Here is a 14464-nt window from a genome sequence, read left to right as displayed (position 1 = left end):
TTTGGTTCGGGCTCCGTGGCCAGGGAGGGGGCGGAACCCGGTCCGGGGTCAGGCGTCGGCGGAGTCGTTGACCGTGCCGATGATCAGCCGCAGCGCCTCGGCCATCTCGTGGCCTGACGGGGCGGCCTCGGGGTCGAGTAGCCGTTGCACCGTCAGCCCGGTCATCAGTGCCAACAGGAACGAGCCGACGGCCTCACGGGTCTTCCCCGCGACGTTCTCGCCGCCATCGCGGATGACGAAGGTGGCCAGGGCTGGGCGGGCGCGGGCATAGCTCTCCGCCAGTTGTTCTCGCAGTGCCGGTAGGTGCTCGGCCAGTGCGAACGCCTCGATCCCGGCGACCCAGAGTGGCCGGTGCGTGCCGAATGAGTCGACCAGGCCGGTCCACATGGACTCCAGTCGGTCCATCAGATCAGGCTGGGTGCCGTCGCGCAGCACCCGGTCGATCTCGGCGCCCCACTCCTCGAAGGCCTGCACCAGCGCTGCGGTCAGCAGCGCGTCCTTGGAACCGAAGTGGTAGCCGATCGACGCCAGATTGGTGTCCGAAGCGGCGACGATGTCGCGGGTGGTGGTGCGCGTGTAGCCGCGTTCGTAAAGGCAGTTTCTGGCCCCCACCAGCAGGCGTTCTCGATGACCCACGGCCGTCACCCTACTCGGAACCACCCCCGGATTCATCCATCGGATGTATACGGTTGTATAAAATGTGGTGTAGCTTCCGGTCATGGTTAGTGCGCAGGCAAAGGCCGGTCGCCGCGAGTGGATCGGCCTCGCGGTACTCGTCCTGGTGACACTGATCATCAGCATGGACATGACGGTGCTGTCGTACGCCCTGCCGTTCATAACAGCGGACCTCGAGCCGACCAGCAGCCAACTCCTCTGGATCACCGACGTCTACGCCTTCGTGCTGGCTGGCCTGCTGATTCCGATGGGGACGCTGGGGGACCGGATTGGGCGCCGGCGACTGCTGATGATCGGCGCCGCGGTGTTCGGTGTGGCGTCCGTGGCCACGGCCCTCTCCACCAGTCCCGGCATGCTGATCGGCACCCGGGCGGTGATGGGCGCCGCCGGTGCAACGCTCATGCCCTCCACCATGTCTTTGATCCGCAACATTTTTCACGACGAGAACGAGCGCCGTGCGGCAATCGGGCTCTGGGCGGCTGGCTTCTCCGCCGGTGGGGTCCTCGGCCTGGTGGCCGGCGGCGCACTGCTCCAGCACTTCTCCTGGGGCACCGTCTTTGAGATCAACCTGCCGATAATGCTGCTTCTGCTGATCCTGGCACCATTACTGCTGCCCGAGTTCCGCAACCCGGCCGCCGGGCGACCCGACCTGCTGAGCGCGGTGCTGGCGTTCGTCGCGGTGCTACCCATGATCTGGGGTATCAAGCAGTTCGCCGAGGAGGGCATGGACTGGTCGCCGGTGGTCGGTGTGGCCGGCGGACTGACTTTCCTGGTCGTCTTCGTGCTGCGTCAGCAGCGCCTAGACGACCCGGTGATCGACGTTCGGCTGTTTGGTGCCCCTGCGTTCAGCGCTGCGGTGGTGATGAATGTGCTCGCCAACTTCGCGCTGGTCGGGTTCATGTTCTTCATCAGTCAGTACCTCCAGTTGGTGCTGGGGCTGCGCCCGTTCACCGCCGGCCTGTGGTCACTGCCGGCTGCCGGTGCGGCGGGCATCGGCGCGGCCGTGTTGGCCCCGATGCTTGCCCAGCGCTTCCGGCGCGCCAACGTCGCCGCCGGCGGCCTGTTGGTGGCGACCGCCGGGTGCGTGGTGCTCGCCCAGGTCGGCGACGAATCGGGCCTGGCCCCGGCGGTGCTCGGCCACGCAATGCTGGCGGGTGGTGTCGCCCTGGTGCTGACGCTGAGCGCCGAGCTGATCGTCTCCACCGCGCCCCCGGAGCGGGCCGGATCCGCCGCCGGACTCGCCGAGACCGGCAGCCAGTTCGGTGCGGCGCTCGGCGTCGCGATCCTCGGCAGCATCGGCGCGTACGTCTACCGGCGGGAGCTCTCCGGTATAGCACCGGAGGGGGTGCCATCGGACTCCTGGGACGCCGCCCGGGAGACCCTGGGTGGCGCGGTCGAGGTGAGCCGGATGCTCTCCGCGACTGCGGCGGAAACCCTGGTGACGTTGGCGCGAGCGGCCTTCACCGACGAGTTGCGGGCCGCCGCGATCGTCTCGGCCGGCATCCTGTTGGCGACGGCGATCCTGGCGGCCAGGTTGCTGCGCGACGTGGGTGTGTCGGTGTCCGGGCAGAGCCCGCTCGACGGGTCGGGCGATCCGACCGCCCCGTGGCCTGCGGGCACCGGCCCGGTCGGCCTCGCCCCGCGCTCGCCCACGGTACGCCGGGGTGCTCTGCCGGACGCCGACGGCGGCGTTGGTGGCGGTCAGGTTGCCGGTGGCGTCCAGGGTGGATGGCAGTCGGCGGCCGCGCCGGCACGGGAACAGCCCGCTCCAGACGCCCCGCTGCGGAGCTACCCGCAGCGCCGATCCGTAAGGGACCAGTGATGACGGCAACCTCCGAGAGCGACCTCTGGGTGCGGCGGTTCCATCCGGCGCCGGCCAGCGCGATCCGGCTGGTGGCGCTGCCGCACGCCGGCGGTTCGGCCAGCTACCTGTTTCCCGTCTCCAAGGCCCTCGCACCCGCCGTTGACGTGCTGGCGATCCAGTATCCGGGCCGGCAGGACCGCCAGCAGGAGCCGGTGCTGGATTCGGTCACCGACCTCGCCGACGGGGTGTTCAACGCGCTGCGACCGTGGTTGGACCGGCCGGTGGCGCTCTTCGGCCACAGCATGGGCGCCGTGCTCGCCTACGAGGTGGGGCTGCGGCTGCAACTGCGGACGGGCCGGCCGCCGCTGCGACTGTTCGCCTCCGGCCGGCGGGCTCCGTCCCGGGTCCGTGCCGAGCGGTACGTGCACACCCAGGACGACGCCGGGGTGCTGCGGGAACTGGCCAGGCTCAGCGGCTCGGACCCGCGGCTGCTGAGCGACCCGGAGCTGTTGCCAATGATCCTGCCCGCGGTGCGGGGGGACTACAAGGCGGTGGAGACCTACCGGGCCGACCCGGATCAACGGCTGGACGCCCCGATCACCGTGCTCACCGGCGACGCCGACCCGCTGACCACCCTGGACGAGGCGCACGACTGGTGTCGGCACACCACCGGTGGATGCGACGTCCGGGTGTTCCCCGGCGGGCACTTCTTTCTGAACGACCATGCCGGCGACGTGATCCGGCTGATCCGGACCGAGCTGGAGCCGTTCGGCGACGTCTTTCTACGGGGAGTATGAGGGTGAACAGTAACCAGGACACGCGGACATCGGTCAACGGCACCGACGCGGTGCGGCTGGACGAGGTGCGTAAGGCGTACGGGCGTGGCGGGAACCGGGTCGAGGCGCTGCGGGGCGTAACGATGAGCTTTACGCGGGCTAGCTTCACCGCCGTGATGGGGCCCTCGGGCTCCGGCAAGAGCACCTTCCTGCACTGTGCGGCGGGGCTCGACGTGCCCTCGTCCGGTTCGGTGCTGCTGGACGGCAGGGAACTCAACGGCATGGACGAGAACCAGCTCACCCGGCTGCGCCGGGAGCGGGTCGGCTTCATTTTTCAGGCGTTCAACCTGATGCCGGCACTGAACGTCGAGCAGAACGTCGGTCTGCCGTTCCGGCTGGCCGGCCGCCGGCCCGACCGCTCCGCCGTGGTGGAGGTGCTGGGCCGGGTGGGGCTGGCCGAGCGACGCAAGCACCTCCCGAGCGAGCTCTCCGGCGGTCAACAGCAGCGGGTCGCGATCGCCCGCGCGCTCATCATGCGGCCGGCGGTCATCTTCGCCGACGAGCCGACCGGCGCGCTGGACACCCAGACCAGCAGTGACGTGCTGCAACTGCTCAGCGAGACGGCGGCCAGCGGACAGACGATCATTATGGTGACCCACGATCCGGTCGCCGCCTCCGCCGCGCACCGGGTGCTGTTCCTCGCCGACGGGCAGTTCGTCGGTGAGCTGGAGGCCCCGACCGCCGACGTGGTGGCGGAGCGGATGACGCACCTGACCGCGAGGCAGCAGACCCGCGCCCCGCAATCCACCGGCCGGGGTGGCTTCTGATGCTGCACCTCGCGTGGCGCACCCTGCGCTACCGCCGACTGGCGTTCCTGGCGACCTTCATCGCGGTCTTCTTCGGCGTGGCGCTGATTGTCGCCTGTGGTGGGCTGATGGAGACCGGCGTTCGGCTGGCGGTTCCGCCGCAGCGGCTCGCGGCGGCCGACATCGTGGTGAGCGGCAAGCAGACCTATGGCGTGCCCAAGGAGGACCCGCAGGACACCGAGAACATCAAGTCGGTCCCGCTGGCCGAGCGGTACTGGATCGATCCGGCGCTGGTCGGCAAGATCCAGGGGGTGCCCGGGGTCGAACGGGCCGTCGCCGAGTCCTCCTTCGCCGCCACCGTCGTCCGCGACGGTGTACCGGTGACCGTCGGGACCGCGTCGCTCGGCCACAGCTGGGAGTCGGCCGAGCTCGGGCCGTACCAGCTTGATGGGAGGCCACCCACCGCGGCCGGTCAGGTTGTCCTGGACCGGGGGGTGGCGCGGCTGGCGCAGGTCGGAGTCGGTGACCTGGTTGACATCGTGGTGGGTGGCACCACCGCCTCCTTCCAGGTGACCGGCATCGCCGCCCCGCCGGGCGAGGTGAGCCAGTCGGCGCTCTTCTTCTCCGGCGACGACGAGCGGCGGCTCAACCCACACGCCGGCAGTGTTGCTGCGATCGGTGTGCTGGCGCGGCCCGGCACCGACGTGGCGGATCTGCGCGGCCGGATCGAACAGACCCTCGCCGACCGTAAACTGGTGGTCCTCACGGGCGACGACCGCGGGGCGGCCGAGTTCCCCGAGGCGGTCGGTGGGCAGGCGCAGCTCATCCCGCTCGCCGGTGTCTTCGGCGGGATGACGGTCTTCGTGGCGATCTTCGTGATCGCCAGCACTCTGGGCCTGTCGGTGCAGCAGCGGCAGCAGGAACTCGCCCTGCTGCGTTCCATCGGCGCGACGCCGCGGCAGATCCGCGCGATGGTGCGTCGCGAGGCGCTCGTGGTCGCGGTCGGCGCGGCGATTCTCGGCTGCGCCCCGGCGGTGTTCCTGGGTCCGTTGCTCTACCGCCTGGTCTCGGCGGCCGGCGTTATCTCGCCGGTGGTCGAGTTCCACCAGGGCTTCATTCCCTACCTTGCCGCGCCCGCCATCGGGATCTTCGCCGCTCTGGTGGCCGCCTACGTCGCCAGCCGGCGCCCCGCCAGGATTCGCCCGACCGCTGGCATCGCCGAGGCCGCGCTGCGGCGTACGTGGGTCAGCTGGCCCCGGGTGGTGTTCTCCCTCCTCTTCTTCGCCGGTGGGTTCGCGTTGATCCTGGTGACGACGATCGTGATGGAGGGGGCGGTGGCCTCGGCGACCGCCGGGCCGGCGGTGATGTGCTGGGCGATCTCGATCGCGCTGATCAGCCCGGGGCTGACCCGGCTCCTCGCGGCCGTACTGAGCCCACCGGTGCGGGCCGTCTTCGGGCTCGCCGGCTATCTCGGCACGATCAACGTGCGGACGCGGGCGGTCCGGGTGGCCGCCGCGGTCACCCCGATCATGCTGGCGGTGGGGTTGGCGGTGGCCAACTTCTACCTTCAGACCACCCAGAGCGAGGCCGCCGAGCGCTACTACTCCGACAACCTCCGTGCCGACATGGTGCTCACCTCCACCACCGGTGGGTTCCCCGCCGACGCCGTCGAGGCGATCCGCTCCGCGCCCGGCGTCGAGGCGGCGTCGGCGTACGTCACCAGCGCCGGCTGGATCAACAAGCCGTACGACGGGTCGCACGTCGAATCGCCGTGGCCCCTGCAGGGGGTGAGCGGGACCGGCGCGGCCAGCATCGCCGGCGTACGAACCGTCGCCGGGAACCTGGGTGACCTCACCGGCGACACGGTGGCGCTGCCCGAGGTCGCCGGGAAGAACCTCAACGTCGGTGTCGGCGACCAGATCACCCTACGGCTCGGCGACCGGTCGGCGGCGGATCTGCGGGTGGTGGCGCTCTACCCGGCCAAGGAGGGGTTCGAGACGATCCTGCTCCCCGCCGACCTGCTCGCCGCGCACAGCACCACCGGACTGTCCCAACAGATCCTCGTCACCGCCGCGCCCGGCACCGACCGGGACGCGTTGGCGACCAGCCTGCGGGAGAAGGTCGCCGGCTACCCCGGCACCATGGTCGAGGGACGGGAGGCGATCACCACCTTCGCTGAACGCACCAAGACCCTGGCGTGGGTCAACTATCTGCTCGTCGCGTTGGTCGCCGGCTACACCTTGATCGCGGTGGCGAACACCCTGATCGTGGCGACCGCCGGTCGCCGCCGGGAACTGGGCATGCAGCGCCTCATCGGCGCCACCCGGCGGCAGTCCCTGCTGATGCTCAGCGTGGAGGCGGGCCTGGTCGCGGTCATCGGGGTGGTGCTCGGCACCACCGCCTCCATCGCCACCCTGCTGCCATTCAGCATCGTGGTGCTGGGGCGGCCGGTACCCTCCGGGCCGTTCTGGATCTACCTGGCCGTGGTAGCGGCCGCCACGGTGCTCGCCTTCGTCGCCACGCTGCTGCCCGGACGCCGGGTGATGCGCGCCCGGCCGGCGGAAACCGCCGTCGCCGTGGAGTAGCGAGCAGCGCGACGACCGGTGGTGCCCCCGGTCGTCATACTCATCCCACCGGCGAGGACACCTGTACATTCTTCCCGAGCTGGACCTGAGCCTTGCCAATACTGCCGGCAACCACGACGACCCCGACCAGTGGCGGGCCCCGCGCACGGTGCAGGCTCAGGGCGTCGATCACCGGTCGGGTGTATACGAGTGTCCCGCTTCAGCGTGTGTGGCGATGATGTCGCGTGGCTCTATCCAACGGCCGCCAGGTAGTCCGAGTAGAACACTCCTAGGCCAATCGCCAGGCAGACGCCGGCCACGGTCCAGAACCGGACCACAATGTTGACTTCGCTCCATCCGGCCAGTTCGAAGTGGTGGTGCAGCGGCACCATCCGGAAGACTCGTTTTCCGGTGGTGCGGAACGAGACAATCTGGATCACCCAGGTGACGGTGATGATGACGAAGAGACCGCCGATCAGGATCGACAGCAGGGTGGTGCGGGTTGCCACCGCGAGTCCGCCGATCAGGGCGCCGAGCCCGAGCGCACCGACGTCGCCCATGAAGATCCGTGCCGGGGACGTGTTCCACCACAGGAATCCCACGCAGGCGCCGGCGGCCGCAGCCGCGATAATGGCTACTTCCAGCGGATCGCGGACCTGGTAGCAGTAGTCGTTCGCCTGAGCGTACGCCTCGTCGGCGCACCAGTGCCGGTATTGCCAGAAGCCGATCAGCGCGTACGCGCCGAGCACCAGGGCTGACGCGCCGGTGGCTAGGCCGTCGAGGCCGTCCGTGAGGTTCACCCCGTTCGACATGGCCGTGATCACGAATACGAACACGATCACCGAGCCAACCTTGCCGACGTCCAGCCAGCTGATGTCCCGGACGAATGAGATGTGCTCGCTGGCCACGGTCTGGCCGTTGGAACTCGCCACGTAGAGGGCGGCGATACCAAATCCGGTGCCGATGATCGCCTGGCCGAGAAGTTTGCCCCGGGCGGACAGCCCGTCGGAGTTGCGCTGGCGGACCTTGAGGAAGTCGTCAACGAAGCCGAGCGCGCCGCAGAAGACGAAGAGGCCGAGCAGCACGAGGGCCGTCATGGTCGGTTGCACCTGCGCGATTTGCCCCTCGGGCAGCGTGACCAGAGCCAAATGCGCGGCGACGTAGGCGATGACGGTCGCCACGATGAACACGACGCCACCCATCGCCGGCGTGCCCTTCTTGCCCTCGTTCGAGGCGAGGCCGAGGGAGCGGATCGGCTGTCCGGCCTTGAGCGCAGTGAATACGCGGATCGCTACCGGCGTGGCGAACAGGGAGATGATGAACGCGACCGCAGCCGCGACGACGACCGCCCTCACGGGCGAGCCTCGACGAGATCAGGGCTCCGCATGACATCCGAAGGCCGTTGCCCTCCGATTCCCGCCATCGTCCCAGCGGCTCCGGGGACCGACGGGTGGAGTGGTACTCGGGCAGTCCGTTGAGCTTGCACATCGGCGCCTGCTGATTCAGTCGGCGCTTGCAGTGCAGGCCGTCCGCTCCCAAAGTCATCGGTCACGGGACACGAGCTTGCCATCCGGCAGCGAGCGAAGAACACTCGGGACCTCAGCGGCTGATACGCCTGCGACGTCCATGGTCGTCACCAAGCAGGGAGCAGGGATTGACGGCGAGTCCTCGTGGGCATCAAGCCGGTCCAGCCATTGTTGAGCCGCGGTACTTGCCCCCACCGGTTGAGCCGCTGGATCACTCTCTGCGCAGTACGAGCAGGTCCAGGGCGTCGATCACCGGGCCGGTGTCGGTGAGCGCTGCCTGACGCAGGCGGCGTACGCCGGTGTCGTACTCCTGGTCGGTGATCAGTTGCAGCGGGGTGTGTGCCGCTCGGCGCAGGGTGCGCGCCGCTTCGTGTAGCGATGGGGCGGTGATCTGCGGGATCTGCTCCAGGCTGACCATGGAAAAGCCCGCACCGGCGAAGGCTGATTCGACCTGGGCGACGGTCGGGTAGGTGTCCAGAACCCGGACCGCCTCGGGAAAGTAGCGGAACAGGGTGATCGCCTCATGTCGGCCGGCGAACGCGGACCGGATCAGGACGAGTGCACCGGGGCGCAGGACGCGGCGTAGCTCGCCGGCTGCGGCGTGCAGGTCGGGCACGTGGTGGATGACAGTGGAGACCCAGGCGGCATCGGCGCTTGCGTCGGTGAGCGGGATGTTGGCGCCGTCGCCCGCGAGGACGGGTTGGTACACCGATCGTTCGCGCATCGCCGCTGACGGCTCGACTGCGGTCACCTCGATGCCGGGAAACCAGGCGGAGAACGCCTTGGCCCAGCTACCCGTGCCGGCACCCAGGTCCACCAGCCGCAGACCCGGCCGCGGGTCCAGGTGTCGGGCCACAGCTGCCCGCCACTCGCCGGCCTCCTGGTCGCCGAGGTGCCGGGTCGATGCGAACGCGCCTGCTTCCCTCTGTTCGTACGCGATGCGAGCCATGTCGATGAGCAAACCGTGGCAACGGGGCGTGGAGCAAGGAGACAAATTGTGATGGTTCACATACGCTGTTCTTTCCCGCGCTGAGCTGGAGGACCGACGGCTCGCGAACAACAACGTACGCTTCGGGGCCGCCAGGGGCCCTGGTGGGCCCCTACGGTGCAAGGCATGAATACTGCTGCCGATGTACGTGCGTGGCTGCGTCATCGCGGAACCGAGGCGATCCAGCATCCCGGCGGAACTCTCTACGCTCACCTGTGCCGGGTCCAGGAGCGCCTTGCGGACCTGGGTTACGGACCCAACGTGCAGTCAGCCGGCCTGACCCATGCTGCCTATGGCACCGACGGCTTCGACCTTACCCTGCTCGACTGGAAGGACCGCGCCACGCTGCGTGAGCTCGTCGGTGAAGCCGCGGAGCAGCTGGTCTACCGGTACGGTGCCTGCGACCGCCGGCGCAGTTGGCGCGGGCTCGCGACCAGCGGCGAGGTTGTCGACCGCTTCAGCGGTGACGTGATCCGGCTCGACACCGAACAGCTGACGCCGTTCATCGATCTGAACGTTGTCAACGAGCTCGATGTGATTGCGCAGGATCCGGCGCTTCTGGACAAGTATGGAGAGTACTTTTCCACGTTGTTTCGCTCGTGGGCACCGGCCATGTCGGCGCCGCTCGTTGCCGAAGTTCGCCGTATTTTCGACCGCTGATGCCGCCGCGGCACTCGCCACAGGCGCAGGAGATCCGGATTCTTTCGTGGTCGGCCCGCCGAGAGCCGGGTCGCGACGGGCCGAAGGACAGCCGGCGACCCTGACAGAAGTCAGGGGTTGATTGGTGTCTTTCGTGTATGGCGGCAGCGGACGGCCCCCGGTTAGCGTCGGCGCGATGCGCAGCACGGGCGCGTCCTTGCTGGTCATCGGGGGGAGTAGCAACGTGGAGAAGTTCGGTGCGGTGCAGGGTACGCCGGTCGCGGACGCGGCGGACTCGGTGGACGCACCCTCCACGCCAGCCGTCGCACCGGTCACCGCCGAGCGCCTCCGGTCCGGCCTCTCGGTGGCCGAGGTCGCCGAACGGGTGGCCGCCGACCAGGTCAACGACTTGACGTCCAGCACCAGCCGCAGCATCTGGCAGATCGTCCGGGCGAACCTGTTCACCCGGATCAACGCCATCATCGGCGTGCTGTTCGCCATCATCATGGTGGTGGGGCCGGTCCAGGACGGTCTCTTCGGCGGCGTCATCCTCGCGAACACCCTGATCGGGATCATCCAGGAGGTGCGCGCGAAGCGTACGCTCGACCGCCTGGCGATCGTCGGCGACGCCCGCCCGCGGGTGCGCCGCGGTGGCGACACCGTCGAGTTGGCCTCCGCGGAGCTCGTGTTGGACGACGTCATCGAGTTGGGCCCCGGTGACAAGGTCGTGGTGGACGGCCGGCTCGTGGCCGTTGACGGGCTGGAGATCGACGAGTCGCTGTTGACCGGCGAGGCCGACGCGGTGGTCAAGGCGGCCGGTGACAATGTGCTCTCCGGCAGCTTCGTGGTGGCCGGCACGGGGGTCTGCACCGCCACCCGGGTCGGCCGGGACGCGTACGCGGCTCAGCTCGCCGAGGAGGCGAAGCGCTTCACCCTGGTCAACTCCGAGCTGCGCAACGGTATCGACTGGATCCTGCGGTTCGTGACGTGGGCGATCGTTCCGGCTGGCATCGCTCTGATCATCAGTCAGCTGCTGGTAAACCGCGACGACCTGCCCGAGGCGGCGCGTCGGATGGTCGCCGGCCTCGTGCCGATGGTGCCCGAGGGCCTGGTCCTGCTGACCTCGGTCGCCTTCGCGATCGGCGTGATCCGGCTGGGGCAGCGGCAGTGCCTGGTCCAGGAGCTACCCGCCATCGAGGGTCTGGCCCGGGTCGACGTGGTGTGCCTGGACAAGACGGGCACCCTCACCGAGGCGACGATGGACGTTACGGAGGTCCGGTCGCTGGCACCCGGCGTACCGGTGGACGCGGTGCTGGGTGTGCTCGGCGCCAGCGACGAGCGGCCGAACGCCAGCATGCAGGCCATTGTTGACCGCTACCCCGGTCCAGCGGGGTGGCGGGTCCAGCAGACCGCCCCGTTTTCCTCGGCGCGCAAGTGGAGCGGCGCGACGCTCGTGGCACCGTCCGGTCAAGCCGCGACCTGGCTGCTCGGCGCCCCCGAACTGCTGCTCACGGACCATCCGGCGCTGGCGGAGGCGGACGCGTACGGTCGCCAGGGCCGGCGCGTGTTGCTGCTCGCCGAGTTCTCCTGTCCGCTGGCGGAGGCGCTGGCGGACCCCTCGGCGGTGTCGGCGTCCACCACGCCGGTCGCTCTCGTCGTGCTCGAACAGCGGGTCCGCCCGGAGGCGCCCGACACCCTGCGCTACTTCGCCGACCAGGGCGTCCGGGCGAAGGTCATCTCGGGCGACAACGCCGTCTCCGTCGGTGCGGTGGCCCGCGGCGTCGGTCTGCCCGGCGCCGCCGCAGCAGTGGATGCCCGAACTCTGCCCGCCGGCTCCGAGGCGCTGGCGGACCCGGTCGAGACGCACTCCGTCTTCGGCCGGGTCGGTCCGGAGCAGAAGCGGGCGATGGTGGGTGCCCTGCAGTCACGCGGGCACACGGTGGCGATGACGGGCGACGGCGTCAACGACGTCCTCGCGTTGAAGGACGCCGACATCGGGATCTCCATGGGCTCCGGCAGCGCCGCGGCGCGCGGCGTATCCCAGATCGTGCTGCTGAACAACAACTTCTCGGCGCTGCCCTCGGTGGTCGCCGAGGGGCGGCGGGTGATCGGCAACATCGAACGGGTCGCCAATCTCTTCCTGACCAAGACGGTCTACTCGGTGCTGCTCGCGATCGTCGTGGTGAGCTGGCAGGTGCCGTACCCGTTCCTGCCCCGGCACCTGACGCTGATCGGATCCCTCACCATCGGGATTCCGGCGTTCGTACTGGCGCTGGCGCCCAACGCCGAGCGGGCCCGGCCGGATTTCGTCGGTCGGGTGCTGCGTTTCGCGATCCCGGGCGGGGTGCTGGCAGCGGCCGCCACGACTACGTCGTACGCGTTTGCGCGGTCGCACTACGGGGGCGATCTGCCTGCGGAGACGTCGGTCGCCACGCTGACCCTGTTCCTCGTCGCGCTGTGGGCGCTGTCCATCATCGCCCGGCCATACACCTGGTGGCGGATTCTGCTGGTGCTGGGTATGGGCCTGTCGTTTGCGACGGTGCTGGTGCTGCCGTTCCTGCAGGCGTTCTTCCAACTGCGGCTGGTCGGCCTTGCGGCGCCGCTGGCCGGTGCCGCGATCGCGGTCGCCGCGGGTCTGTTGATGGAGGTCGCCTGGGCGGTCATGCGTCGTCGGTAGGCCGGTCCTGGCTGACCGGTACGCCGGGTGCTGATGCGGCCCAGCCAGCGGCACTGTGCTGCGGTCGGTGGCCTAGAGACCAACTAGGACAAGAATTTGCACAAAATCATTTGAGCTACTACGGTCGATGCATGTCACCCGGATCGAGCCGCCGAATCAAGAACGTCGCCGAGCTACGGATGTTCGCCCATCCGTTGCGGCTGCGGTTGTTCTACGCGCTGACCGCAGCGGAGGAGGCGACCGCGTCCCGGCTCGCCGAGTTGGTTGACGAGTCGCTCTCATTGGTCAGCTATCACCTGCGGGAACTGGCCACGCATGGATTCATCGAGGAGGTGCCGCGCCGCTCTGGCGATCGGCGGGAGCGCTGGTGGCGCAAGACCCACGAGGGTTTCAGCTTCGCGGGGTCGGACTTCGCGGGGGATCCGCAGGCCCGTGGCGTGGCGGTCGCGGCCAAACGCCAGCTGCTGGCCCATCAGATCAGCCGGCTCGAACGGTGGATCGACGAGGATCACGCCTGGGGTGAGGAGTGGACCGACGCCTCGCTCTCCAGCGAATCGTTGCTCCGACTCACGGCGCCCGAGTTGGCGGAGCTGAGCGCGGAGCTGACGGCGGTGGTGCGGAAGTGGGCTGAGCGCGGGCGAGTCGACGTTGAGGACCGACCCGACGCTGAGGATCGACCCGACGAGCCCGCCCAGGAGCATGTTCTGATGTTCATGCACGCTTTCCCGTTCCAGCCGTGACGCGGCAAGCGGTCGCGGTCCGACAGTTGCCTCCCCATCGGGACGGGAACGTCCTGCGCTGGCTCGCGGGTTTCGGCGTGTCGCTGGTGGGGGACCAAGTCTATTTCGTGGCGTTGGCCTGGACGGCTGCCCAGGTAGCCGGTGCTGGTGGGGCCGGAGTGGTCCTGGCCACCGCGTCGGTGTCCCGGCTGGTGCTACTCCTGCTGGGCGGGGCGGTGGTGGACCGATGGGGTGCGCGGCGGCTGATGCTCGGTAGCGACGCGCTGCGCTGCGCGGTGATGGCCACTGCGGCGGTGGCCACGGCCACCACCGAACCGACCCTCGCGGTGCTGATCGTGGTGGCGCTGGTGTTCGGGGCGGTGGACGCGGTGTTCCTGCCCGCCGTCGGGGCACTGCCACCGTACCTGGTGGCAGCGGAGCACCTCGCCCGGCTGCAAGGCATGCGGATGACGTTGGCGCGGGGCGCGATCGTTGTTGGTGCGCCGCTCGGTGGGGCGGTCGTGGCCGCATCCGGGATCGCGGCGGCGTTCGCGCTCAACGCGCTCACCTTCGCCGTTTCGGTGCTCGCTCTCGCCACGGTCCGCCTCCGCCCTGGCCTGGTCGTCGAGCCCGCCGAGGGATCCAGCCGAGCGCGGGGGATGGGGAGAGAGGTCCGTGCCGGGCTGGCGGTGGCCGCGCGGTCGCCGTTGCTGCGCACGATTCTGCTCGTCTCGGCAGTCGCCGAGTTGGGCTTTACCGGTCCATTTAATGTGGGCATCGCGCTGCTGGCGCAGGAACGCGGTTGGGGCGCTGCGGGGGTCGGGATGATCGTCGGCGGCTTCGGTGTCGGTGCCGCAACGGCAGCGGTGGCGGTGTCGGTGCTCGGCCGTCTTTCCCGCGCTGGCCTGCTCGTTGGCCCGCTCGCCGTGTTGACCGGAGGCGCGATCGCCGCTGTCGGGTTTGCCCCAACGCGGCTGTGGGCGGTCGCCGCGTCGTTACTGCTCGGCGTAAGCGTCGGTCTGGCCGGCACACTCGGGACGGCCCTGCTGCAGGCGCAGACACCGCCGCAGTACCTGGGTCGGGTGATGAGTCTGAGCAGCCTGGCCGGCTTCGGTGGCATTCCGGTCAGCTACGCGCTCACCGGTGTGGTCGCCGGGCTATGGGGACCGGCAGCGGCGTTCTTGGGTGGGACGGCGCTCGCGGCCGTTGCCGGGCTTGCGGCTCTGTCGAGCCCGGCGCTGCGCCGAGCCGTGCTCTCCGGCGCGGACTAGCGCAGGCCCGAGGCTTGCG

At 69.5% G+C, this 14464-nt stretch carries 11 protein-coding genes; 8 read left to right on the top strand and 3 right to left on the bottom strand.

What is annotated here, in order from left to right; all coding sequences use genetic code 11:
• Positions 1-48: 48 nt before the first annotated feature.
• Positions 49-636 (bottom strand): TetR/AcrR family transcriptional regulator, encoded by a 588-nt coding sequence (locus tag SALPAC4_RS0124180; protein WP_027645057.1) that lies wholly within the window; start codon positions 634-636, stop codon positions 49-51.
• A gap of 82 nt (positions 637-718) precedes the next feature.
• Here SALPAC4_RS0124180 and SALPAC4_RS0124175 point away from each other — a divergent pair, with 82 nt between their 5' ends.
• From SALPAC4_RS0124175 to SALPAC4_RS0124160, 4 genes are read left to right on the top strand one after another with little or no spacing between them, the layout of a single operon-like run.
• Positions 719-2497 carry an MFS transporter gene (locus SALPAC4_RS0124175; protein WP_019872580.1) on the top strand — a complete coding sequence of 593 codons (1779 nt, stop codon included), beginning with the start codon at positions 719-721 and terminating at the stop codon, positions 2495-2497.
• The gene (locus SALPAC4_RS0124170; RefSeq protein ID WP_019872579.1) at positions 2497-3276 is read left to right on the top strand and encodes a thioesterase II family protein; all 780 of its coding nucleotides are present in this window, start codon (positions 2497-2499) and stop codon (positions 3274-3276) included. The genes SALPAC4_RS0124175 and SALPAC4_RS0124170 overlap by 1 nt, the downstream gene beginning before the upstream one ends.
• Complete coding sequence (locus tag SALPAC4_RS0124165) at positions 3273-4082, top strand: ABC transporter ATP-binding protein (RefSeq protein WP_020113567.1); 810 nt, start codon at positions 3273-3275, stop codon at positions 4080-4082. Before SALPAC4_RS0124170 ends, SALPAC4_RS0124165 begins: the two co-directional genes overlap by 4 nt.
• Complete coding sequence (locus tag SALPAC4_RS0124160) at positions 4082-6646, top strand: FtsX-like permease family protein (RefSeq protein ID WP_019872577.1); 2565 nt, start codon at positions 4082-4084, stop codon at positions 6644-6646. Before SALPAC4_RS0124165 ends, SALPAC4_RS0124160 begins: the two co-directional genes overlap by 1 nt.
• Positions 6647-6876: 230 nt before the next feature.
• Here SALPAC4_RS0124160 and mraY read toward each other — a convergent pair whose 3' ends face one another.
• Both mraY and SALPAC4_RS0124145 read right to left on the bottom strand, forming a co-directional pair.
• A complete protein-coding gene (mraY, locus tag SALPAC4_RS0124150) occupies positions 6877-7980 on the bottom strand; it encodes a phospho-N-acetylmuramoyl-pentapeptide-transferase (protein WP_018737879.1) in 1104 nt (367 codons plus the stop codon).
• 382 nt (positions 7981-8362) lie between these two features.
• Positions 8363-9100 carry a class I SAM-dependent methyltransferase gene (locus tag SALPAC4_RS0124145; RefSeq protein WP_019872575.1) on the bottom strand — a complete coding sequence of 246 codons (738 nt, stop codon included), beginning with the start codon at positions 9098-9100 and terminating at the stop codon, positions 8363-8365.
• A gap of 165 nt (positions 9101-9265) precedes the next feature.
• On the opposite strand from SALPAC4_RS0124145, the gene SALPAC4_RS0124140 reads away from it, so the two are divergent.
• The 4 genes from SALPAC4_RS0124140 to SALPAC4_RS0124125 all read left to right on the top strand — a co-directional run bounded on the left by SALPAC4_RS0124140 (position 9266) and on the right by SALPAC4_RS0124125 (position 14445).
• The gene (locus tag SALPAC4_RS0124140; protein WP_019872574.1) at positions 9266-9799 is read left to right on the top strand and encodes a DUF6817 domain-containing protein; all 534 of its coding nucleotides are present in this window, start codon (positions 9266-9268) and stop codon (positions 9797-9799) included.
• A 175-nt stretch (positions 9800-9974) separates the two neighbouring features.
• Positions 9975-12455: an HAD-IC family P-type ATPase gene (locus SALPAC4_RS0124135; protein WP_019872573.1), complete on the top strand. Its 2481-nt coding sequence runs from the start codon at positions 9975-9977 to the stop codon at positions 12453-12455.
• A gap of 131 nt (positions 12456-12586) precedes the next feature.
• Positions 12587-13195, top strand: a complete 609-nt coding sequence (locus tag SALPAC4_RS0124130; RefSeq protein ID WP_019872572.1) for a winged helix-turn-helix domain-containing protein — start codon at positions 12587-12589, stop codon at positions 13193-13195.
• A complete protein-coding gene (locus tag SALPAC4_RS0124125; RefSeq protein WP_019872571.1) occupies positions 13192-14445 on the top strand; it encodes an MFS transporter in 1254 nt (417 codons plus the stop codon). The genes SALPAC4_RS0124130 and SALPAC4_RS0124125 overlap by 4 nt, the downstream gene beginning before the upstream one ends.
• The last annotated feature ends 19 nt before the right edge of the window (positions 14446-14464 follow it).

Source organism: Salinispora oceanensis, from assembly GCF_000383575.1.
GTDB lineage: Bacteria > Actinomycetota > Actinomycetes > Mycobacteriales > Micromonosporaceae > Micromonospora > Micromonospora oceanensis.
The sequence above is the reverse complement of the archived record's forward strand: the minus strand, read 5'-3'. Positions and strand labels throughout refer to the sequence as shown.